The sequence below is a fragment of the Delftia sp. WSY_16 genome (assembly GCF_043104415.1).
In the GTDB taxonomy this organism is placed as follows: domain Bacteria; phylum Pseudomonadota; class Gammaproteobacteria; order Burkholderiales; family Burkholderiaceae_C; genus Comamonas; species Comamonas tsuruhatensis.
Genome location: NZ_JBICKS010000005.1, coordinates 246,938 through 267,051, shown reverse-complemented (window position 1 = coordinate 267,051; position 20,114 = coordinate 246,938). Strand labels below are relative to the sequence as shown.

At 65.5% G+C, this 20,114-nt stretch carries 21 protein-coding genes; 16 read left to right on the top strand and 5 right to left on the bottom strand.

The features are described from left to right. Positions 1-481 precede the first annotated feature (481 nt). A complete protein-coding gene (locus ACF8O7_RS04430; RefSeq protein ID WP_016445427.1) occupies positions 482-1,342 on the top strand; it encodes a phytanoyl-CoA dioxygenase family protein in 861 nt (286 codons plus the stop codon). Positions 1,343-1,568: 226 nt separating this feature from the next. Then, on the top strand, positions 1,569-2,240 hold the full coding sequence (locus tag ACF8O7_RS04425; RefSeq protein WP_080649903.1) for a TetR/AcrR family transcriptional regulator: 672 nt from the start codon (positions 1,569-1,571) through the stop codon (positions 2,238-2,240). 254 nt (positions 2,241-2,494) lie between these two features. On the opposite strand, the gene ACF8O7_RS04420 is transcribed toward ACF8O7_RS04425, so the two are convergent. Next, positions 2,495-2,638, bottom strand: coding sequence for a hypothetical protein (locus tag ACF8O7_RS04420; protein WP_193615983.1), 144 nt, complete (start codon positions 2,636-2,638; stop codon positions 2,495-2,497). A gap of 203 nt (positions 2,639-2,841) precedes the next feature. Between ACF8O7_RS04420 and ACF8O7_RS04415 the strand changes: the two genes are divergently transcribed. Beyond that, the gene (locus ACF8O7_RS04415; RefSeq protein ID WP_080650034.1) at positions 2,842-2,973 is read left to right on the top strand and encodes a biotin/lipoyl-containing protein; all 132 of its coding nucleotides are present in this window, start codon (positions 2,842-2,844) and stop codon (positions 2,971-2,973) included. Positions 2,974-3,021: 48 nt separating this feature from the next. Here the strand turns inward: ACF8O7_RS04415 and ACF8O7_RS04410 are convergent, their stop codons facing one another. Continuing rightward, the gene (locus ACF8O7_RS04410) at positions 3,022-5,196 is read right to left on the bottom strand and encodes a TonB-dependent receptor (protein ID WP_280047845.1); all 2,175 of its coding nucleotides are present in this window, start codon (positions 5,194-5,196) and stop codon (positions 3,022-3,024) included. 88 nt (positions 5,197-5,284) lie between these two features. Next, on the bottom strand, positions 5,285-5,644 hold the full coding sequence (locus ACF8O7_RS04405) for a DUF2946 family protein (RefSeq protein ID WP_016452463.1): 360 nt from the start codon (positions 5,642-5,644) through the stop codon (positions 5,285-5,287). 203 nt (positions 5,645-5,847) lie between these two features. Between ACF8O7_RS04405 and ACF8O7_RS04400 the strand changes: the two genes are divergently transcribed. The 10 genes from ACF8O7_RS04400 (at position 5,848) to ACF8O7_RS04355 (ending at position 16,083) form a co-directional block, all read left to right on the top strand. Further along, the gene (locus ACF8O7_RS04400; RefSeq protein ID WP_016445422.1) at positions 5,848-6,207 is read left to right on the top strand and encodes a hypothetical protein; all 360 of its coding nucleotides are present in this window, start codon (positions 5,848-5,850) and stop codon (positions 6,205-6,207) included. 312 nt (positions 6,208-6,519) lie between these two features. After that, the gene (locus ACF8O7_RS04395; protein ID WP_275826210.1) at positions 6,520-8,358 is read left to right on the top strand and encodes a TonB-dependent receptor; all 1,839 of its coding nucleotides are present in this window, start codon (positions 6,520-6,522) and stop codon (positions 8,356-8,358) included. Positions 8,359-8,392: 34 nt separating this feature from the next. After that, positions 8,393-8,884: a copper uptake system-associated protein gene (locus ACF8O7_RS04390; protein WP_126312321.1), complete on the top strand. Its 492-nt coding sequence runs from the start codon at positions 8,393-8,395 to the stop codon at positions 8,882-8,884. 42 nt (positions 8,885-8,926) lie between these two features. After that, the gene (locus ACF8O7_RS04385) at positions 8,927-10,987 is read left to right on the top strand and encodes a TonB-dependent receptor (protein ID WP_126312322.1); all 2,061 of its coding nucleotides are present in this window, start codon (positions 8,927-8,929) and stop codon (positions 10,985-10,987) included. Between the two features lie 99 nt (positions 10,988-11,086). Next, on the top strand, positions 11,087-11,554 hold the full coding sequence (locus ACF8O7_RS04380; RefSeq protein ID WP_013803107.1) for a copper chaperone PCu(A)C: 468 nt from the start codon (positions 11,087-11,089) through the stop codon (positions 11,552-11,554). A gap of 10 nt (positions 11,555-11,564) precedes the next feature. After that, the gene (locus ACF8O7_RS04375) at positions 11,565-12,050 is read left to right on the top strand and encodes a DUF2946 family protein (protein WP_017404965.1); all 486 of its coding nucleotides are present in this window, start codon (positions 11,565-11,567) and stop codon (positions 12,048-12,050) included. A gap of 149 nt (positions 12,051-12,199) precedes the next feature. Then, positions 12,200-13,147, top strand: coding sequence for an MbnP family copper-binding protein (locus tag ACF8O7_RS04370; RefSeq protein WP_392442513.1), 948 nt, complete (start codon positions 12,200-12,202; stop codon positions 13,145-13,147). Further along, positions 13,147-14,346 (top strand): methanobactin export MATE transporter MbnM, encoded by a 1,200-nt coding sequence (locus tag ACF8O7_RS04365; RefSeq protein WP_133072683.1) that lies wholly within the window; start codon positions 13,147-13,149, stop codon positions 14,344-14,346. The genes ACF8O7_RS04370 and ACF8O7_RS04365 overlap by 1 nt, the downstream gene beginning before the upstream one ends. A gap of 1 nt (position 14,347) precedes the next feature. Then, entirely contained in the window at positions 14,348-15,586 is a 1,239-nt protein-coding gene (locus tag ACF8O7_RS04360) for a hypothetical protein (protein ID WP_392442508.1), read from the top strand. Next, entirely contained in the window at positions 15,583-16,083 is a 501-nt protein-coding gene (locus ACF8O7_RS04355) for a copper chaperone PCu(A)C (RefSeq protein WP_374005492.1), read from the top strand. Before ACF8O7_RS04360 ends, ACF8O7_RS04355 begins: the two co-directional genes overlap by 4 nt. Positions 16,084-16,168: 85 nt before the next feature. Here the strand turns inward: ACF8O7_RS04355 and ACF8O7_RS04350 are convergent, their stop codons facing one another. Then, on the bottom strand, positions 16,169-17,071 hold the full coding sequence (locus tag ACF8O7_RS04350; RefSeq protein ID WP_016445413.1) for a LysR family transcriptional regulator: 903 nt from the start codon (positions 17,069-17,071) through the stop codon (positions 16,169-16,171). A 131-nt stretch (positions 17,072-17,202) separates the two neighbouring features. On the opposite strand from ACF8O7_RS04350, the gene ACF8O7_RS04345 reads away from it, so the two are divergent. The 3 genes from ACF8O7_RS04345 to ACF8O7_RS04335 all read left to right on the top strand — a co-directional run bounded on the left by ACF8O7_RS04345 (position 17,203) and on the right by ACF8O7_RS04335 (position 19,532). After that, positions 17,203-18,066, top strand: coding sequence for a pirin family protein (locus tag ACF8O7_RS04345; RefSeq protein ID WP_074923520.1), 864 nt, complete (start codon positions 17,203-17,205; stop codon positions 18,064-18,066). 139 nt (positions 18,067-18,205) lie between these two features. Further along, entirely contained in the window at positions 18,206-18,832 is a 627-nt protein-coding gene (ycaC, locus tag ACF8O7_RS04340; RefSeq protein WP_126312327.1) for an isochorismate family cysteine hydrolase YcaC, read from the top strand. A gap of 10 nt (positions 18,833-18,842) precedes the next feature. Next, a complete protein-coding gene (locus ACF8O7_RS04335) occupies positions 18,843-19,532 on the top strand; it encodes a hydrolase (RefSeq protein ID WP_016445410.1) in 690 nt (229 codons plus the stop codon). A gap of 105 nt (positions 19,533-19,637) precedes the next feature. On the opposite strand, the gene ACF8O7_RS04330 is transcribed toward ACF8O7_RS04335, so the two are convergent. Then, positions 19,638-20,051, bottom strand: a complete 414-nt coding sequence (locus ACF8O7_RS04330) for a type IV pilin protein (RefSeq protein ID WP_174538912.1) — start codon at positions 20,049-20,051, stop codon at positions 19,638-19,640. Positions 20,052-20,114: the final 63 nt, after the last annotated feature.

The following is a 20,114-nucleotide window of genomic DNA, read 5'->3' as shown; positions in this document are numbered from 1 at the left end:
GCGCGCGCCCAAGCTTTTCCCGGGTCAGGGAGATCCCATCGAGAACAGCGCGGGGATCGACCCGGATCACCCACGGCAAGAAAAAATGGATCGACAGGTGGCTCCTCGCAGGCCTGCCTGTCCAAGCACGGTCAAGGTGAAATCACCGTTTTTCTCTCTCGAGAAGCTGTAACGAACACAGGTCAGGGAAACCCTTGCTGACAATTTCATGCGAGGCGAAGCTGACGTGCAAACGGGCGTCTCCATCGATCCGAGCCGCCTCGGCCGTTGGAGAAAACGTGCCGACAAGGAAGACGCGGCGGCCCTTCCCGCTGATGGGTGGGACGTCCGTTGTGCCCGGCACCGGAGCAGGTCCACCACATGCCTCAAGAGGGGTGTGGCCACCCTTGACAGCGCGGTGCGATGTATCCCATCATTTCAGAAGATTGGTCATATGACCAATCAAATTAATCAATACCAGCCGGCACAAAGGAGACGCTTCATGACCCCGACAATCAGCGCATTGCGCACCGCCACGACCTCGACGCCCATCGCCGAGATCCTCCGGATCCTCAAGGAAGACGGCGGCGTCATCATCAAGAACTTCCTTACCCAGTCACAGATCGACAGCTTCAATGCCGAGATCCAGGGACCGATGGACGCCCTCGCGCCGGGATCGACGCACGAAATCGAGTTGATTGCCGAGTTTCACGGCGCAAACACCAAGCGCCTGACAAATCTGGTCACGCACAGCAAGACCTTCCGCGAGGAAATCCTCGACCGCGACCTGGTGCACAACCTGCTCGATGCGATCTTCCTCGAGGAATCGGGCTCGTACTGGATGACCACCGCGCAGGTGATCGAGATCGGCCCTGGCAACAAGGCCCAGATGCTGCACCGCGACCTCGAGAACTGGTATCCGTTCATCGGCATGGGCCCCAAGGGCCCCGAGGCCGCCATGAATTTCATGATCGCCTTCACCGACTACACAGAGAAGAACGGCGCCACCCGCGTCATCCCCGGCAGCAACCACTGGGAAAATTTCGAAGATCGCGGTACGCCGGAGCAGACCATCCCGGCCGAAATGAATGCAGGAGATGTCCTCCTGTTCAGCGGCAAAACCGCCCATGGCGGTGGCGCCAACCTGACCACCGACCAGTACCGCCGAGGCGTTGCCTTCGCCTTCAACCCAGGCTTTCTCACCGGCGAAGAGGCCTACCCCTTCCTGGTCAGCATGGACATCGTTCGGCAGTTGTCGCCGCGCGTCCAGCGCCTGCTCGGGTTCCGCTCGCAGTACCCTATCGGATCGCCCGGCCTCTGGCAGGTCAACTACAGCGAACTGGGCGACCACCTCAAGCTCTGACACAGGACAAACATCACTTGCACGCTTCTTGACGCCCCGCTTGCCAGGCGTGTCGGCGGGGTTCGCCACGAGCACAAACTGAAGCCAACTCTGCTCGGCAAAAAGCGCTCGTTTCAAGCCCCGCATGCAGACCATGCGGGGCTTGAAACCTTAAATCAGACAGGAGGTGGGCGCTATCGAAGCGTCTCCATAATCACCAGAGATCCGACAGACTTCAATCCATGCCATGACAAAACCCAAAAACGAAAACGCCCCGTCCGCTGCCTCCGAAACAGGCGCGCCGGGCGTGCGAGCCGTACAGTCAGAACGTAGGCGTGCGGATATCCTGAAGGCGTCGAAAGAGGTCCTGGCACAAGGCTATGCAGATTTCTCGTTGCGCAAAGTGGCTTCAGCAGCAGGCGTTCGGCTCAACACCGTTCAGCATCATTTCGGCGATCTGGAATCGCTCATTCTTGCAACGATCACTTCCTCGACCGAGGAATTCATGCGGTACTCCAGGCAGTTGGCGGAAGGCCAGTACGAGTCCCCAACAGATGACCTGAAAGTTTTCCTCGACGACGCCTGGACATTTGTTCGCGACGTCAACGTGCGAAACCTCTACTTCGAAGTGTGGGCGATGGGCCGCCACCGTCCCATCGTTGCGGACTGGCTCAAGCAAATCTACGCGGAATACATCCAGGCTTTGGCCCCGATCCTGCGCAGAATCAACCCGAACTTGACGGAGGCCGAAGCGCACACGACAGCCACGCTGATCTCCTGCTTGACGGAAGGTGCGATTGTGATGGCCCACTGGAGTAACCAGGACGCAGCCTCTTTAGGCCTCCTGGGAGTTCGCTTGAAGGCTGCGTGCCTGGCACTTGCAGAAACCGCGAATGGGAGCAGCGGGAAGCTCACTTAGGTTCTGACTGCCTGTCATCGCTGCCTGGACTGCCCTCGCTCTGCTAGAAAGGCTACAACCTCAAGTCAAGGTGCTTGGATGCGCACTTTTTTCATGTTATTGAAGAATGGCTAGGCAACGGCATTGCCCCTGCAGCTGTCGCGCCGGCTCATGCTCCACTCAAGGTTACGGGCGACTCAGAGGCGCTTAAAGACGTCGCTTTCACAAGGGCCGCCCTGGCCCCAAGAGGGCAAGAAGTGCGGCCGAGGTTTGCGTCACCAGACCGCCATCAACAAGGCCTCGAGCGCCAGCTCTCTGCCCAGCGCTGCCTTCATAGACCGGCCCACGATCTTGCGAATGTAGAGGACCAGCACAACGGCCAGGTACAGCCAGCAGACAGACAGGAAAGCTGCTTTCATTTTTGTTGGTATTTATGTTGGTACTTTTTTTCTAAACTGATTTATCCGTAGATTTTTCCCTAGAAACAATCGATCAATTCGAGCCCCTCCGGGGGCCATCCTGGCATCCCAAGAAATCCCAATAGATCCAAAGAAGTCCAAGAGCCCGCGCTGGTCTCGGGCTTCAGGTACATCCAGCTTAGGACGTCGTCCATCGGCCAGCGATGAAGATGGAGTTCCAGGTGGTAGCCAGTCAGGCAGGCAGGATTGCTGCCGCGCATTGCCAAGCTGGAAAGGCTGTGGCTGCGGGAGATGCGTTGATGGAGCTGGAAGCGTCGCAACCGGCCGGCTCCTGAAGTCCTGTGCGGCATTCAAGGAGACCGACCTTTTCGCCAGCTACGCCTTCAGAAGCGGTGATGCAACGTGATCTCCGCGCGCCGCCCCTCGCCCACCAGCCACTGCGTCGTGGTGTAGTAGGCCGTGGAGAAATAGTGCTTGTCCAGAACGTTGAACCCGCGCAGCGTCAGCGTGGTATCTGCAGTGGCCTTCCATTGCAGTGCCATATCGAAGGTGGTGTACGCCCCCAGCTTCAAGGTATTGGCGTTGTCGGCATAGCGTTTGCCGACATGGCGCAGCCCTCCTGACAGTGTCCAGTTCGAAGCGAGGTTCCAGCCCACCCAGACATTGGCGACACGTTCAGGCACGTCGGTGGGCACGTTGCCATTGCGGGACACGGTGACGCCGCCAACCGACTCGCTGAAGTCGTCGTACCGCGCCTTGAGCAAGGCCAAGTTGGCATCCAGCCGGACCGTCTTGGCGACCTGCATCGACAGGGTGCTCTCCATGCCTTTGGATGACCGCTGCCCCACCTGGATGCGCAGCGCGGGGTTGGCAGGGTCACGCGTGAGCAGATTGTTCTTGGTGATGGAGTACATCGCCAGCGTCCAGTCGCCCTTGCCTTCCCAGAACGATTGCTTGAGGCCGATTTCGAACTGCCGCCCTGTGGACACGTCGAAAGCGGCGTTGGCTGCAGACAGCATCAGCAGGCCGCTCACCGGATCCGCCGCCTTGGATGCCTGGGCATACAGTGACAGGCCGGGGTGGAGTTGGTAGACCGATCCCAAGCGCCACCCCGCATTGGAGTAGCTGCGCTTGAAGGCCTGCGTACCAGCCACCAGGTCCTGGCGCGAGAGATTTGCATGGTCAAACCGCGCACCTGCCACCAATGACCAGCGGTCCGTCATCTCCAGGCGGTCCTCGGCGAACAGCGCATATTGCTCGGCCTTGTTGCGATAGCGGGGAATGAAGGGAATGGAGCTGGTGTATTGACCGGGATCGGGGTTGTAGGGGTCCACCGGACCGGAGCTGCCCGCATAGGTGTTGTTGGAATGCCGGAATGCCGCGTGGTTGACATCGAAGCCCAGGGACACTTGGTTCTTGCGGCCGAAGAGACTGCCGCTGAAGGTCGCATCCGTGGTGTTGCCGGTCTGCGTCTGGTCATGGGCGATCTCGGTGTTTCCGGATCGGTCGATCAGGCCGGTGGAGGCGTTGTACAGGTAGGTCTCGGCGTTGCGCCAGTAGCGGTCGCTGGCTATGTGATAGAGCTTGCTGCGCACGATCACGTTGCTGGAGAGCGTCCATTGCGCCGCCAGTTCGGTCCAGCGGTCCTTGTACTGGATGCGGCTGTCGGCCACGTTGTAGTTGCGTTCGCGCACCGCCGGATCCTGAACTCCATTGATCAACGGCGTGCCGAAGTAGCGCATGGGCTTTTGCCTGCCCAGTGCGTGGGACAGTTGCACGCTGAAGTCCTGCACCGGATCCCATCGCAAGGCTGCGGAGAGGGTGCGGCTGCTGGAATCACCCCGGTCAACCCATCCGTCGGAGCGGTCGCCACTGGCATCCAGACGGTAGGACCAGTGCTCATTGATTGCGCCGCCGCTGCCAAAGGCCAGGCCGCGTTTTCCGTCGGTGCCCACCGTGGCCTGGACCTCGTTGCGTATCGGACTGCGCGTGGGCTTCTTGGGAATCACATTGATGACCCCGCCAATGGCGCCATCGCCATAGATCACGGAAGCCGGTCCACGCAGCACTTCGATGCGGTCTACGGACCAGGTGTCGAAGGGAAAACTCACGCCCACACCGCCATATTGGCGAGTGCCGTCATACAAGCGCATGACCGATGTGGTGTCGGTGAAGCCCCGTGCCGACAGCGAACTGCCGCTGTTGCCCGGATGCCCCAGGCTGGTGATACCCGTGGAGCGGGTGATTGCATCGACCAGCGAAGTGTCGCCCCTGGCCTGCAGTTGCTCGCGCGTGATCACTTCGACACTGGCGGGCGTATCGCGTGCGCTGAGATCCAGTCGGCTGCCGGTGGCCAGCGGGCGCTCCAGGGCGCTGTCGCCGGATGAGCGCACGGTGACGGTGTCCAGGGTTGTGGAGGCCTGTCCCCAGCTTGCCGAGCAAGCGAACGCCATGGGGAGCAACACCACGGCCCGGGTCTGGCGAGAACGTTGCAAAAAGGTGGACGAAGAAGTGTGAACGATGCCTTCGGGCATCGCGGGGCCAATGGAACGGGTCATGAGCGATTTGCGTGCAAGTGAGACCTGCCGTGCCCCACAAGGCCCGGCGGCGAAGGTGAGGCAGGCATCGGGGCCCGCCGCACAAGGCTTACACGCGCGCCGGGGGACCTCTGGGCGGAAGCGGTGCCCCCACCAGCGCAGCAATGCGCGCAGACTCCACGGGCTGCACCGCCAATCCCAACGGCTGCGGCTGTTCAAACTCCGGCGAAGGATGAAGCAAGGCAGGCGTGACCACCAGGCACAAAGGACAGTCGAGCGAGTGGTGCGTGCCGGCACTCGCCTGTCCTTCGTCATCCAGAACGACCACCTGCATGCTGCCATTGCCCGTGCAAACCACTTCCAGGGAGCGCGGGTGCACGATGGGCGACGCCACGGCCATCGCCAATGCCAGCATGAACCACGCCAAAGCAAGGCGGGGCAGCATCAGGCAGTTGCGCAAGGTTTGCATGCGTACGCATTATGGGGGGCCATCGCCTGTTGAGCGAGGCAACTGCCTGGCAAGCTGTTGTGAGTTCCCTGCAAAACTGCCTTGCCATCCGCCGCCTTCAAGCGGCGGCAGCGCCTTGACCAAGATCAACCGGGCCGGATCTGCATCCGCCATTGCGCAAGAAGGTTGCTGTCGGTCCGATATCGCCGCCATAATCGCGGGCTATGCACACCCTTCGCACATCGTCATTCTGGAAGCGCCTCGCCCTGGCGTGGTTCCTGCTGACGCTGGGTGTTGCGGGCGCTTCGCCCTTCGTGAACCCCAAGACCATGGAGTTCATCTGCTCCAGCGGCGGAGCCATCACCATGGTGGTTCTTGACGACGAGGGCCAGGCCCAGGCGCCAGGTCAGCACACGCTCGATTGCTCGATGTGCCTGGCCCCTGCATTGCCTCTGCCTCCCGTCAGCCTGGCGGTGGCACAACCCCATCCTCTGGCGGCAGCCCTGCATCCGTTTGCAGCGGCCCATATCGCAGCCCTGGTCGGCGCGCCGCTTCCGCCCCGCGGGCCTCCCGCACAGGCCTGATTCCCTCGCATCGATAGCGCGGCTGCCTTGGCCGCGACACCATGGCAAGGCCTTGCGCCACGCCAGTTGCGAGGTCATTTCCTGGCCTGCCCCAAGCCCCCAATGCGCCCGCCTGTGACCAGGCCGGCGGTGCGGCGCACGGGCAATGGCCTGCCCTGGATCGTCCAACAATGATTTGCGCAGTTCAGACGGACTGCGTGCACACCCATGCCTGCCCAACGCTTCACCTGCATTCCGGCCGTTTTCCACAGGTCCTCCATCGCCTCGGCCCTTCTCACACTGGCTGCCGGCGCGCATGCCCAGGAGCCTCAGATGGCCCCCGTCACCGTCAATGCCCGCCCCGTGGTGGAAGAGATGGAGCTGGATGCGTTTTCCTCCAACTCGGCCGTGATCACCCAGGACCAATTGCGCGACCAGAACGCGGTGGACCTGGCCTCGGCCCTGCGCCGCACGCCCGGTGTCCAGATCTCGCGCTACAACCCCGTGGGTGCCTTTGGCGGCGATCAGGGCGGCGCCGTCTATATCCGCGGCATGGGTGTGAGCCGACCCGGCAGCGAGATCAAGACCTATGTGGACGGCGTGCCGTTCTACATGGGACTGTGGAGCCATCCCCTGCTGGACCTGCTGCCCGTCAACGGCATGCAGTCCATCACGGTCTACAAGAGCCCGCAGCCCCAGGTCAATGGCAACAACTTCGCCTCCATCGACTTGCTCACGCGCCGCGCCACCGAGGACGGCGTGCACGGGGATGCCAGGATCTCGGCGGGCTCCTACGGCACCCTCACCGAACAGGCCAGTCTGCTGGGCAGAAGCGGCAATCTGGATTGGAGCCTGGCCCAGGGCTTTGCACGCTCCGACGGCCACCGCGCCAATGCGGATGGCCGGCTCAGCAACCTCATGGGGCGCATTGGCTACAGGCTGGATGCGAGCTGGTCGGTGGCGGCCAGCTTCCTGCAGGTGGACAACAAGGCCAGGGACCCTGGCGATGCACGGCTTGCCGCTGCGGCGCAAGCCCCCCAGTACAACACCAAGGCGAGCATGTTCAGCAGCTCCGTGTCCCACGTGCATGGTGACTGGCGGGGCGAGCTCAAGCTGTACAGCAACCATGGCCGGGGCGACTGGCTGGACCAGCCCGCGCCGGACGGCGACAGCATCAACAAGTTCCGCATGAGCGGCCTGCGCTGGAAGGAACAGTTCTCGCCCTGGAAGGGGGCCACCGTCACTGCAGGCCTGGACCATGACCGCATTTCGGGCGATGCCGCTTTCAACCGCGTCGCACCAGCGACGCAGGGATTTTTCCAGGCGCCCACCTTCAGGATCACCTCTCCCTATGCGGGACTCAGCCAGGAGATCCCGCTGTCGGCGACATGGAGCCTGGTGCCGTCTGCCGGCCTGCGCATGTACGACCACAGCCAGTTCAGCTCCAAGGCGGCCCCCCATGCGGGCCTGTCGCTGGCCTCGGAGCAGTTCACCGTCTACGCCAACCTGTCGCGCGGCATCAACTACCCCGGACTGGAGACACCGCTGCTGGCATCGCTGATTCCGGCCCTGGGCTCCACGTGGCAGCAGCTGTCCGCCGAGGAGATGGACCACGCCGAACTGGGCTTCAAGTGGACGCTGTCGCAGGCCACACAGCTTGACGCCAGCATCTTCCACGACAAGGTCAAGAACCGCTATGTCTTCGGCTTTCCGCCCAATGTCCCGCCCCCGCCGCAGTTCATCAACCTGGGCGGCTACACCATGCGCGGCATGGAGCTGTCGCTGCGCCAGGCGCTGGGCGGCGGCTGGTCGGGCTTTGCCGGCCTGACGCTGCTGGACCCCAGCATGGACAACCTGCCCTACAGCCCGCGCCGCGCGCTGACGCTGGGCGTCAATGGCAAGGCCGGCCCGGTGCGGGTCGCCTTCGATGCGCAGTACCAGTCGGCAGTCTGGGCGCTGAGCCGCGCGCGGGGCGCCGATGCCGCCAACACCGAGCGCGTGGCCGGCTTTGCCGTGGCCAACCTGCGAGTGGCCTATCCGGTGCCTGCCCTGGGCAGCAAGGGAGAGGTTTTCCTGGCCGTGGAGAACCTGTTCGACCGCAACTACGCCTATCGCCCCGGCTACCCCATGCCCGGCCGCTCGGCACAGATCGGCGTGGCGGCCAGCTTCTGATCCCCCGCCCGCACAGCCCGCACAAGGAGCACGCATGAGACATCTTTCTTTGAGCAGCATCGCCCTGTCGATGGCCCTGGTCCTGGGCCTGCCCGCCATGGCGGCGGCCTCGGGCGCGACGCCCCGCGCCACGGCCGGATCGGCTGATGCGGCGACCATCCGCAGCGTCATGATGGCCACCTGGGACAAGCCCGAGGCCAGGCTGGAGGTAGCGCCCATTTCCATCGAAGGCGGCCATGCGGTCGCCGGATGGATACAAGGCGATCGCGGTGGCCGGGCCCTGCTGCGGCGCGACGCGCAGGGCCAATGGCTGGTGGCCGTCTGTGGCGGCGATGGACTCAAGGACCCCAAGATGCTGGCAATGGCTGGCCTGTCTGCATCGGCCGCGCGCAGCCTGGCCAGCAAGGTCGTGCAGGCCGAGTCCGCCATGCCCGCCCCGCGCCGCGCCCTGCTGTCCCTGTTCGACGGCATGGTCCATATGGACGCTCAGGGCCAGCATCCCCCATCCGCACATCCGGCCCATTGAGCCGATCGCCTCCTCCACACCATCCACCGTCTGCCTCACGTGATGTCTGTCTCCCTCTCCTTCTCGCGCAGCCCCCTGGTCCTGTCCATCACCCTGGCACTGGCCTCGGCGGCCCATGCCCAGGGCCTGGTCGCCCCCCAACCGTTGAGCCAGGACGACTCCGCCCTGACGCTGGGCACCATCAGCATCACCTCCAAGGCCTCCGGCCCGCTGTCCACACGCAGCGTGTTCAGCTCCGTGGACATCGTGGGCGCGGACATCCTCGAGAACGAGCATGTGGACTACAGCTGGGAGCTGCTGTCCAAGGCGCCCGGCGTGCAGGTCACGCAGTTCAAGCAGGGCACGGATGCCGGGCGCTTCTCCTTCCGGGGCTTCAACGGCGAAGGCCGCATCAATGCGGTCAAGCTGCTGATCGATGGCATCCCCAGCAATGACAACGCCGGGGGCATGCCCTTTCTGGACGCAGTCTTCCCGCTGGACATCGAGGCCATCGAGATCGTGCGCGGCACCAATGACGCGCGCTACGGCCTCAACAACATCGCCGGCAATGCCAACGTGATCACCCGCACGGGCGGCAACGAGGGCCGTGCCAGCGTGACCGTGGGCAGCTTCGGCACCAAGGAGCTGCAGGTGTCCAAGGGCATCGAGAGCGGCAACTGGAGCCAGAACTATTTCCTGGCCTGGCGCGATTCGGACGGCTACCGGGACCATGCCGATGCCCGCAAGCTGTCCCTGTCCGGCAAATGGTTCTACACCTCGGACGATGGCCGCTGGCGCACCGGCGTGATCGCGCGCTACTACCGCAACAAGGCGCTGGAGTCGGGCTACCTCAGCTACGAAGAAGCCATCAAGGCGCCGCGCAGCTCCCCGGCCTACGCGGCGGCCGACCGTGGCGAGCGGGAAACCGGCCAGCTCAGCGCCCACCTGGATGGCGAACTGACGCCCGAGCTGTCGCTGTCTGCCAAGGTCTACGCCAACCAGTACGAGAACCAGCGCTGGGTGCGCTTCTCGGCAGCGGGATCGCAGCAGGAGCGCTACAACGACGAGCAGCAGCAAGGCGCCATCACCACCCTGACCTGGCGCCCCAAGGTGGCCTGGGCGCATGAATTCACGCTCGAAGGCGGTCTGGACGCCCAGCGGCAAAGCAACCTGGGCCAGCGCTACCGCACCACGGAGCGCGTGCGGACCTCGCAGTTCCGCGACTGGGACTTCGACCTCCATACGCAGGGCGCCTACGTGCAGGCCGTGATCCGCCCCATCGAAGCCCTGCGGATCATCCCGGCGCTGCGCATTGACGACGTGGATGGCCACTTCATCGACCGCCTGGCCGGCACGCGCGCCCCCGTGCATGACTACGGCCTGATCAAGCAGCCCAAGATCAGCATCGCCTACACCCTGAGCCAGCAGGCCAGCGTCTACGCGAACTGGGGCCGGACCTTCCAGATCGGCTCGGGCATCGACGCCTACCGCACGCAGGATCGCAACCTCAGGCCCTCCATCAATGATGGCTGGGAAACGGGTGTCAAGTTCTCTCCCCTGCCCTGGCTCAACGGCCGCGTGGCCTACTGGGAGCAGCGCGCCTCGGGCGAGGTGGCCCGGGTGCTGGGCGTGGACGGCCTGCCCGACCCCGGCGGCCTGGGCAACGTGGGCAAGACGCTGCGCAAGGGCTACGACATACAGCTCAACATGAAGCCCCATGCCCGCACCACCGCCTGGATCGCCTACTCCCATCAGGTGGCGCGCATCACCGCGCCCGACCCCAGCGCTCCCGCCACCCTGGGCAAGGAAATCGAGAACGTGCCGCACTACCTGGTCTCGGCCGGCGCGGACTGGCAGGCCACGGACCGGCTGAAGCTGTCGGCCTGGGGCAATGCCCAGGGTGACTACTACCTGGAGCGCACCAATACCCAGGGCCGCGCAGGCAAGTTCGCCGTGCTGAACCTGGGTGCCAGCTACCGGCTCTCGGACACCATGGACCTGGGCCTGCAGGTCAAGAACGTCACCAACCGCAAGTACGTCTACGCCTGGTATGACAGCGGCTCCTCGGGCTACTCGCCCGCCGACGGGCGCGGCGTCTATGCCAGCATGAACCTGCGCTTCTGATGGACACCTTCCAGCCGTCCACCGCACCAGTCACGCACCAGTCGCGCACCAGGCACGCACCCGACACACACGACATTTTTGCCAACGAAGGAGAAACCCATGAAACGCCACGTCCGTTTGCTTGCCCTCGCCGCCGCCATGATCAGCGGATTCGCCAATGCCCAGGTCAGCGTCAGTGATGCCTGGGTGCGCGCCACCGTGCCGCAGCAAAAGGCCACCGGCGCCTTCCTGAAACTGCAGGCCGCCCAGGACAGCAAGCTCGTCGCAGCGACTTCGCCCCTGACGCCGGTCGTCGAAGTCCATGAGATGGCCATGCAGGACAACGTGATGAAGATGCGCCAGGTGCCGTCCATCGCCCTGCCGGCAGGCAAGACCGTGGAGCTCAAGCCCGGCGGCTACCACGTGATGCTGCTGGACCTCAAGCAGCAGGTACAGGAAGGCCAGACCGTGCCCCTGACCCTCATCATCGAAGGCAAGGACGGCAAGCGTGAATCCGTTCAGGTGCAGGCGCCCGTACGCCCGCTGGCCACCAAGGCGGCGCCCTCGGGCCACGATCACAAGCACTGACACAGGGCCCATGCGCTGCAGCAGCCTCCGCATCAAGCGCTGGGTGGCCTTCGGGCCACCCGCCTGGCCGTGGGCGTTGCCGGGCGCACGACAGCGGCGCGACCAGGGCCGGCGCTTTGCCGCCTGGATGGCTGCGGCGCTGCTGTTCGCCTTTGTGCACCCTGCCCTGGCGATGGTGCTGGCATCGGGCCAGGGCAGTGGCGACCCGCTGGCGCGGCTGGCCATGGAAGTCTGCACGCCCCTGGGCCTGCAGCAGGCGCAACCGGCATCTGCTGCGGGGGAGCCTGAAGCCAAGGAGCAGACCACGGCAGCCGGCCAAGCGCATTGCCCGCTGTGCCGGGTCGTGGGCGATGCCCCTCCTGATGTGTCCCGCGCGGACCTGCGCTTTGCCGCGCCGCCGCCTCCCACCCCGCTGCCGCCCCAGGCCCTGCGCCCGCGGGACACCGTGCTGCGCGTGGTGCTGAGCACTCCCCCCAGGGCGCCTCCCCTTCCCTGAAGCCCGAAAGGGCCGCACGGGCGGCATGCCGTCGCCCATTCCCCAAATCCTCTCCCATGCCAAGCCGCGACCCGTGTCGCAGCCTGCAGGGTTACCCACGCCTGCGCGCCACCATGGCCCCAGCGCAGGCACCAAGAAACCGTTTACCCATGCGTACCACTTACTTTGACAACTCCCGCTTTCCCCTCGCCCTGATCGCCACCGCGCTGCCGCTGCTGCTGGCCGCCTGCGGTGGCGGCGGAGGCGGTGACAACGGCCAGCCCACCACGCCCACCACGCCCACGGGCCCCCAGCCCGTGGCCATCGAGTTCGCCGCCAAGGCCGGCAGCCTGCCCGCCAAATGCGGCACGCCCATCGCCGGCATGGGAACCAGCCAGGCCACGGTGGACCTGCATGACCTGCGCTTTTACGTCAGCGGCGTCTCGCTGATCAATGACAAGGGCGAGGCCGTGGCCGTCACCCTGGACGTCAACGACTGGCAGACCAAGGAGGTGACGCTGATCGACCTGGAGGACGGCACCGGCGCATGCGCCGACGCAGGCACGCAGGCGCAGAACACGCAGGTCAGGGGCACGGTGCCCGCAGGCACGTACAAGGGCATCAAGATGACCGTGGGCGTGCCCTCCTCGGTCAACCACACCGACTATGCCGTCGCACCCAAGCCGCTCGATGTGCAGGCCCTGGCCTGGTCCTGGCAGGCCGGCCGCAAGTTCGCCCAGATCGAGGTCAACCCCGTGGGCGGCGTGGCCCGCCCCGCGCCGGCCGCCCCCGGCAAGACCTTCTACGTCCACCTGGGCTCCACCGGCTGCACGGGCAACCCCGTGACCGGCGAGACGGTCAGCTGCGCGCGTGCGGACCGCATGGATTTCGGGTTCGGCGATTTCAATGCCGGCACCCAGAAGGTGGTGCTGGACATTGCGCAGCTGCTGCAGGGCTCGAACGTCAAGGAAGACCTGGGCGGCGCCGCCGGCTGCATGTCCGGGGCCACCGATCCGGAATGCGTGCCCATCTTCAGCGCGCTCAAGATCGATCTGACCACGGGCCGCTCCATCAATGAAGGCAGCGGCCAGACCGTGTTCCGTACCGAGGCCAAGTAATGCACAAGCCCCATTCGCTTCGGCGGGTGGCGGCATGGACCGCCGCCCTGTGCGGCCTTGCCGGGGCCATCGCCCTGGCGGGCTGCGGGGGCGGCGACACCGCCGTCCACGATGACTCCGGCAGCAGCACGGGCTGGTCCTGGGTGCTGCCCTCCTTTTTCCCCACCCCCAAGGTGCCCGACACCAATCCCATGACGGCGGAGAAGGCCGCGCTCGGCCGCTTTCTGTTCTATGACAGGCGCCTTTCGGGCAACGGCACGCAGGCCTGCGCGAGCTGCCACATACAGTCCAAGGCCTTCACCGATGGCCTGACGACATCACTGGGCTCCACAGGGCACGCACATCCGCGCAACGCCCAGAGCCTGGCCAACGTGGTCTACAACGCCACGCTGACCTGGGCCAACCCCTCGCTGGTCACGCTTGAAAAGCAGATGGAGACGCCGCTGTTCGGCACGGACCCGGTGGAGATGGGCGTCAACGACAACAACAAGGAGGAAATCCTCGCGCGGCTGGCTGCCGACACCGGCTACGGCCCGCGCTTCGCCAGGGCCTACCCGGGCCAGGCAGCGCCCATCACCTGGGGCAATGTGATCCACGCCATCTCGGCATTCCAGCGCACCATTCTTTCGGGCAACAGCAAATATGACCAGTACCTCAAGGGCAGCACGGCACTGAACCCGGCCGAGCAGCGCGGCATGAACCTGTTCTTCGGCGAAAAGGCCGAATGCTTCCACTGCCACAGCAGCTTCAACTTCAACGACCAGATCGTGCACGCGGGCAGCCGCATCGTCGAGACCCCGTTCCACAACACGGGCCTCTACAACATCGGCGGCACCGGCGCCTTCCCCGAGCCCAACCGGGGCGTCTACGAACTGACCCAGCTCTTCAAGGACATGGGCAAGTTCCGCGCGCCCAGCCTGCGCAATGTGGAAGTCACCGGCCCCTACATGCATGACGGCAGCATCGCGACGCTGGAGGAAGTGCTGCAGTTCTATGCGGCCGGGGGCCGCAACATCACCTCCGGCCCGCATGCCGGAGACGGGCGCGCCAACCCCAACAAGAACGACTTCATCAACCAGATCGCCCTGACGGCCGACGACCGCGCCGACCTGCTGGCCTTTCTCAAAACCCTCACGGACCATGAGCTGCTCACCAACCCCAGGCTCGCCGATCCCTTTGCACAGCAGGCAGGCCAATAGCATGCAACGCAGCTTCCTCGCGCAACGCACACCGCTGGCAGCGGCCATCGCCGTCGTCATCGCCTTGTCGGCAGGCAGCGCCGCCGCCCACACCCTGGATGACGGCATACCGCAGACCAACGGCCTGCGCATCGACATGGCGGCGGTGGCCGCCTATCTCCATGGCGACTCCACCTTGCCGGCGCCCAGGCTGGCCGGCACGCTGGGCCTGGGCGACACGCCTGACGACCAGCGCGGCTGGCGGCTGGAGCATGGCACCCTGGGCGCCGGCCTGCGCGTATCTCCCCAACTGGGGGCCAACATCGCGATGGGCTGGCACGACAGCGACCCAGCCCACGTGGAGGCCGCCTGGATGGAGGCGCGCAGCGGCTCAGACGCCGAGCTGACCCTGGGCGCAGGCCGCAACCGCGTGCCCATGGGACAGGTGCTCACGCGTGCCGGGCACTTCGACCGCTACGGCCAGATGCCGCTGGCCAAGCGGGCGGCCTTCAACGGCGACTGGATCGAGGATGGCGTCAACGCCGCCTGGCGTCCCCACCTGCAAGGCGCCATGTCCTGGCTGCAGGGCATTGACCTGGGGCTTTGGCGCGCCCGGCGCTTTCCCGGCAGCGACAACGCCGCCTGGGCGCCCGTCGTGCATGCCAGCGCCGCCTGGACATCGGTGCAAGCTGACGCCTTCTACAGCCGGATGCAGCCCAAGGGCCGCGGCGCCTATGTACAGCGCTCCAACAGCGGCCACATTCACACGGCGCCACAGTGCAACGCCAGCCTGCGCGACATCACCTGCTTCGACGGCACCGTGGACCTGGCCGGGGCCAGCGCTACCTGGACCACGCCGCTGCAGGGCGTCCAGCTCACCGGAGCAGGCATCTGGCGGCGCGAAAGCGGAAACCTTTATTCCCAGAACGGCGACACCCGCTACCAGGGCCGCACGCTGGGCGGCTGGCTGGAAGTACTCTGGCAGCCGCACGCGCGCTGGGAATTCGGCGCCCGCCAGGAATGGCTCAGAAGCACCAATCGCGTCAGCGGGCCGGGCGCCCTGCTGGTGGCCACGGACGCCAACCTGCTGCCCAACAACCCATCGCGCCGCTTCACGGCCATGGCCGGCTGGCGCCCCGTCAAAAGCGTTCTGATCGCGCTTGAAGCCGGGCGCGAGCACATCGCCGGCAAAGGCCATACGGTGGCAGGCCTGCGGCTGATCTGGACCCCCGATGCCCTGTTGGAAAGGAACTGGAAATGACCACGATGCTTCGCCGCCAGGCGCTTGGAATGCTGCTGGGCATGGGCTGTGCCCTGACACTGCCCCTGACGGCACGGGCCCATGACTTCCGGGCGGGAGACCTGGTCATAGACCACCCCTACGCCACGCCCTCCATCGCCGGCTCCAGCAACGGGGCGGCGTATTTGCGGGGGATCAGGAACAAGGGAAAGAACGCCGACCGGCTCATCGGGGCCAGCACGCCAGCGGCCGCACGCGTGGAGCTGCATGAGATGAAGATGGAGGGCGACATCATGCGCATGCGCGAAGTGCCCTTCATCGAACTGCCCGCAGGCCGGGAGGTGCAGTTGCGCCATGGCCAGTCACACCACCTCATGCTGATCGGACTCACGCAGCCCCTGCGCGAGGGTGATCGCTTCGATCTGACGCTGCAGTTCGAAAAGGCTGGCGAATACAAGGTCAAGGTCTGGGTGCAGCAACCCAAGCGCATGCCATCCGGACACCAACACCCGCATTGAACGGACATGCGGCAGGAGCCGTGCCCCACAAGGCGAGATGCAGCCATGAGCTGCTGCAACCGCCACCATGGGGCTTGCCGGCAGCTCAGTCTTCGTCCAGCGCCTCAAACCGCTCTGCCAGGAAATCCAGCAGCGCCCGCACGGCCGGCAGCAGCCCGCGCCGCGAGGCGAACACCGCATGGATGATCTCGCGCCGTGGCGCCCAGCCCGGGATGACGTGGACCAGTTCACCGCGCGCGATCTGCTCGCGCACCATCATCGAGGGCAGTTGCACCACGCCCACCCCCGCCAAGGCCGCCGCGCGCAGCGCCAGCATGCCGCGCGTGACCAGACGCGGCCGGTGGCGGATGGCCGCCTGCGTGCCGTCCGGGCCGATCAGGTGCCACACATGCTCGTGCTGCGGCAGGCCCAGGTCCATGCTCGGCAGGCCTGCCAGGTCGGCGGGCACCTGGGGGATGCCGCCTGTCAGCAGTTGCGGGCATGCCACCAGGCATTGCCCGCGCTCGGCGAGCATGCGCATCACCAGGTCGCTGTCCTCCAGCGGCGGCGGGCGCACGCGGATGGCAACGTCGATTCCCTCGCCCACCACGTCGACGCGGCGGTTGGTTTCCTCGAGGTGGATCTCCACGCGCGGGTACGCGGCCATGAAGGCCGCCAGCATGTCGGCGATGCGCGCATCGAGCAGCGCCACCGGGCAGGTCATGCGCACGATGCCACGCGGCTCGGCGTGGGTCAGCGCGATGGCCTCGTCGGCGGCGTCGGCCTCCACCAGCATCGCCTTGCAGTGGCCATAGTAGGTCTGGCCGGTCTCGGTGACGGCAAATCGCCGCGTGGAGCGCTGGATCAGGCGCGTGCCGAGACGCTCCTCCAGCTGCGCGATGCGCCGGCTCAGCTTGGATTTGGGCATCCCCAGCGCGCGGCCCGCGGGCGCAAAGCCGCCGTGGTCCACCACCTGCACGTAGTAGTAGAGGTCGTTCAGGTCTTTCATTGCACACCGCCTTCATCGTTCCTCAGATAGGACTCTGATGGCAAATATTAACGACTACCGCGTTCATCGTTCAAATCCTATTCTCTATCCGTCAGCCAAGACCTTTGTCTCGGCGACACAAGGAGATCAGCATGAAGAAAATCCTCGGTGTCTACAGCGCCCCCCGCATGCACTGGGTAGGCGACGGTTTTCCGGTGCGCTCGCTGTTCGGCTACGACGGGCTGGGCAAGCACCTGAGCCCGTTCCTGCTGCTTGACCACGCGGCGCCGACGCCCTTTGGGCCGACCGACCGGCCGCGCGGCGTCGGCCAGCACCCGCACCGTGGTTTCGAGACCGTGACCATCGTCTACCAGGGCGAGCTGGAGCACCGCGACTCCACCGGCGCCGGCGGCCTGATCGGCCCCGGTGACGTGCAGTGGATGACCGCTGGCGGCGGCATCCTGCACGAGGAATTCCACTCGCGCGCCTTCACCGAACGCGGCGGAACCATCGAGATGGTGCAGCTCTGGGTCAACTTGCCCGCCAAGGACAAAATGACCGCGCCGGGCTACCAGACGCTGCTGGATGCGCAGATTCCCTGGGCGGACCTGGCGGAAGGCGCGGGCCGTGTGCGGGTGATTGCCGGCGAGTTCGGCGGCCACCGCGGCCCGGCGCAGACCTTCACGGCGATGGACGTGTGGGACATCCGCATCCGCCATGGCGGCGTGGGCCGGTTCGACGCGAAGGACGGCCACACGCTGGCCCTGGTGGTGCTCCACGGCTCGGTGCTGGTCAACGGCGCCATCGCGCGGGAAGGACAACTGGTGCACCTGGAGCGCGCCGGCAGCGGCGTGGAGATCGAGGGCAGCAGCGACGCCACCGTGCTGTGGCTGTCCGGCGAGCCCATCGATGAGCCGGTGGTGGGCTATGGCCCGTTCGTGATGAACAGCGAGGCCGAGATCCGTCAGGCCATGACCGACTTCAACAGCGGGCGCTTCGGCCAGATGGCGCAATGAGCGCCGCAGGGCTCCCGCCGGGAGCCCTGCATGTTTCCCCCGACGCGGCTTTGTTCAGCCGGGGCCTGCTGCCCCGGTCGTGCACGGCTGCGCCTGAACCGCCCATCCCGGGCACTTTGCAACCCCAAGGAGATTCACCATGACCAAGCCCTACGTCCGCCTGGACAAGGACAACGCCGCCGTGCTGCTGGTAGACCACCAGACCGGCCTGCTCTCCCTTGTACGCGACATCGACCCGGACAAGTTCAAGAACAACGTGCTGGCCCTGGCCGACATCGCCAGCTATTTCAAGCTGCCCACCATCCTGACGACCAGCTTCGAGAACGGCCCCAACGGACCGCTGGTGCCGGAGCTCAAGAGCCAGTTTCCCCAGGCGCCCTACATCGCCCGGCCCGGCAACATCAACGCCTGGGACAACGAGGACTTCGTCAAGGCCGTGAAGGCCACGGGCAAGAAGCAACTCATCATCGCCGGCGTGGTGACCGAGGTGTGCGTGGCCTTCCCGGCACTGTCGGCCATCGAGGAAGGCTTCGACGTCTTCGTGATCACTGACGCCTCCGGCACCTTCAACTCCATCACCCGCGATGCGGCGTGGAATCGCATGTCGCAGGCCGGCGTGCAACTGATGAGCTGGTTCGGCGCTGCCTGCGAACTGCACCGCGACTGGCGCAACGATGTGCAGGGGCTGGGCACTCTGTTTTCCAACCACATCCCCGACTACCGCAACCTGTTCACGAGCCACACCACATTCACCCAGGGCAATTGAGGAGAAGACCGTGAGCACACCCCAAACCATTGCCAACTTCAACGGCGCCCGCCCGGTCATCGATCCCGACAATGCGGCGATGCTGCTGATCGACCATCAAAGCGGCCTGTTCCAGACCATCAAGGATATGCCCTTCACCGAGGTGCGTGCCAATGCCACCACACTCGCCAAGGTAGCGACACTGGCGAAGATCCCGGTCATCACCACCGCATCGGTGCCGCAGGGTCCGAACGGCCCCTTGATCCCCGAGATCCACCAGTACGCCCCGCATGCCCGGTACGTTGCGCGCAAGGGCGAGATCAACGCCTGGGACAACCCGGAGTTCGTCGCTGCCGTCAAGGCCACCGGGCGCAGGCAGCTCATCATCGCGGGGACGATCACCAGCGTCTGCATGGCCTTTCCCAGCATCGCCGCGGTGCACGAGGGCTACCAGGTCTTCGCGGTGATCGACGCCTCGGGGACCTACTCGAAAATGGCGCAGGAAATCACGCTGGCGCGCATCGTGCAGGCTGGTGTCGTGCCGATGGACACGGCGGCGGTGTGCTCGGAGGTGCAAAAGACCTGGAACCGCGAGGACGCGTTGCAGTGGGCGCAGGCCTACAGCGCAGTCTTCCCGCCGTACCAGTTGCTGATCGAAAGCTACTCCAAGGCGCAGGAAGTGGCCAGGAACGGTGAGCAGCTGGATTCGCAACGCACCTGACTGCGGTAGCACGGCACGGGTACGAGGCCGCTTGCCCAAGGTGTCGGCGGCCATGGTGGAATTTGTGGATGAGGCGCAGGACTGAGACCCCGGCCCCGGTGGCGCTCAGCGCCAGCAGTCCTCCACCGTTCCCAGGGGCGAGATGCCTTTCACGCCCAGGGCGTTCAGGGTGTAGTCGCCGCAGCGCCTGTCCGATGCCTGGCGGCCGGTGCGCGTGGCCTTGAGCGTGTAGCCGCCGTCATTGGCGGCCGTGGCCATCGTCAGGGTGTAGTGGCCGTTCTCGGACTTGTCCCCCCAGGGCAGTCTGAGGTTGGCGACGGAGCTTGTGTAGCCGCCGTTCTGCGCCCGCCAGCGCTCCTGCCGGGCGGCGGCCTCGCCCAGCAGGCTTTGCGCTTCCACGCGCCGCGATCGCAGCACGTATTCCTGGTAGGAGGGGTAGGCGATCGCCGAAAGAATGGCGACCACCGCCACCGTGATCATCAGCTCGATCAGCGTGAATCCATGTAGCTTGCTGCGCACGCATTTCTCCTCGGGGGCCCGCAGGGCCAGCCAGACGGCCGGGGCCGGCAGGCCCCTGTGTGT

What these genes read in the sequence shown, in the direction of transcription:
- ACF8O7_RS04430 (WP_016445427.1), top strand. Translation starts at nt 482, where the DNA reads ATGACCCCGACAATCAGCGCATTGCGCACCGCCACGACCTCGACGCCC.
- ACF8O7_RS04425 (WP_080649903.1), top strand. Translation starts at nt 1,569, where the DNA reads ATGACAAAACCCAAAAACGAAAACGCCCCGTCCGCTGCCTCCGAAACA.
- ACF8O7_RS04420 (WP_193615983.1), bottom strand. Translation starts at nt 2,638, where the DNA reads ATGAAAGCAGCTTTCCTGTCTGTCTGCTGGCTGTACCTGGCCGTTGTG.
- ACF8O7_RS04415 (WP_080650034.1), top strand. Translation starts at nt 2,842, where the DNA reads ATGAAGATGGAGTTCCAGGTGGTAGCCAGTCAGGCAGGCAGGATTGCT.
- ACF8O7_RS04410 (WP_280047845.1), bottom strand. Translation starts at nt 5,196, where the DNA reads ATGACCCGTTCCATTGGCCCCGCGATGCCCGAAGGCATCGTTCACACT.
- ACF8O7_RS04405 (WP_016452463.1), bottom strand. Translation starts at nt 5,644, where the DNA reads ATGCAAACCTTGCGCAACTGCCTGATGCTGCCCCGCCTTGCTTTGGCG.
- ACF8O7_RS04400 (WP_016445422.1), top strand. Translation starts at nt 5,848, where the DNA reads ATGCACACCCTTCGCACATCGTCATTCTGGAAGCGCCTCGCCCTGGCG.
- ACF8O7_RS04395 (WP_275826210.1), top strand. Translation starts at nt 6,520, where the DNA reads ATGGCCCCCGTCACCGTCAATGCCCGCCCCGTGGTGGAAGAGATGGAG.
- ACF8O7_RS04390 (WP_126312321.1), top strand. Translation starts at nt 8,393, where the DNA reads ATGAGACATCTTTCTTTGAGCAGCATCGCCCTGTCGATGGCCCTGGTC.
- ACF8O7_RS04385 (WP_126312322.1), top strand. Translation starts at nt 8,927, where the DNA reads ATGTCTGTCTCCCTCTCCTTCTCGCGCAGCCCCCTGGTCCTGTCCATC.
- ACF8O7_RS04380 (WP_013803107.1), top strand. Translation starts at nt 11,087, where the DNA reads ATGAAACGCCACGTCCGTTTGCTTGCCCTCGCCGCCGCCATGATCAGC.
- ACF8O7_RS04375 (WP_017404965.1), top strand. Translation starts at nt 11,565, where the DNA reads ATGCGCTGCAGCAGCCTCCGCATCAAGCGCTGGGTGGCCTTCGGGCCA.
- ACF8O7_RS04370 (WP_392442513.1), top strand. Translation starts at nt 12,200, where the DNA reads ATGCGTACCACTTACTTTGACAACTCCCGCTTTCCCCTCGCCCTGATC.
- ACF8O7_RS04365 (WP_133072683.1), top strand. Translation starts at nt 13,147, where the DNA reads ATGCACAAGCCCCATTCGCTTCGGCGGGTGGCGGCATGGACCGCCGCC.
- ACF8O7_RS04360 (WP_392442508.1), top strand. Translation starts at nt 14,348, where the DNA reads ATGCAACGCAGCTTCCTCGCGCAACGCACACCGCTGGCAGCGGCCATC.
- ACF8O7_RS04355 (WP_374005492.1), top strand. Translation starts at nt 15,583, where the DNA reads ATGACCACGATGCTTCGCCGCCAGGCGCTTGGAATGCTGCTGGGCATG.
- ACF8O7_RS04350 (WP_016445413.1), bottom strand. Translation starts at nt 17,071, where the DNA reads ATGAAAGACCTGAACGACCTCTACTACTACGTGCAGGTGGTGGACCAC.
- ACF8O7_RS04345 (WP_074923520.1), top strand. Translation starts at nt 17,203, where the DNA reads ATGAAGAAAATCCTCGGTGTCTACAGCGCCCCCCGCATGCACTGGGTA.
- ycaC (WP_126312327.1), top strand. Translation starts at nt 18,206, where the DNA reads ATGACCAAGCCCTACGTCCGCCTGGACAAGGACAACGCCGCCGTGCTG.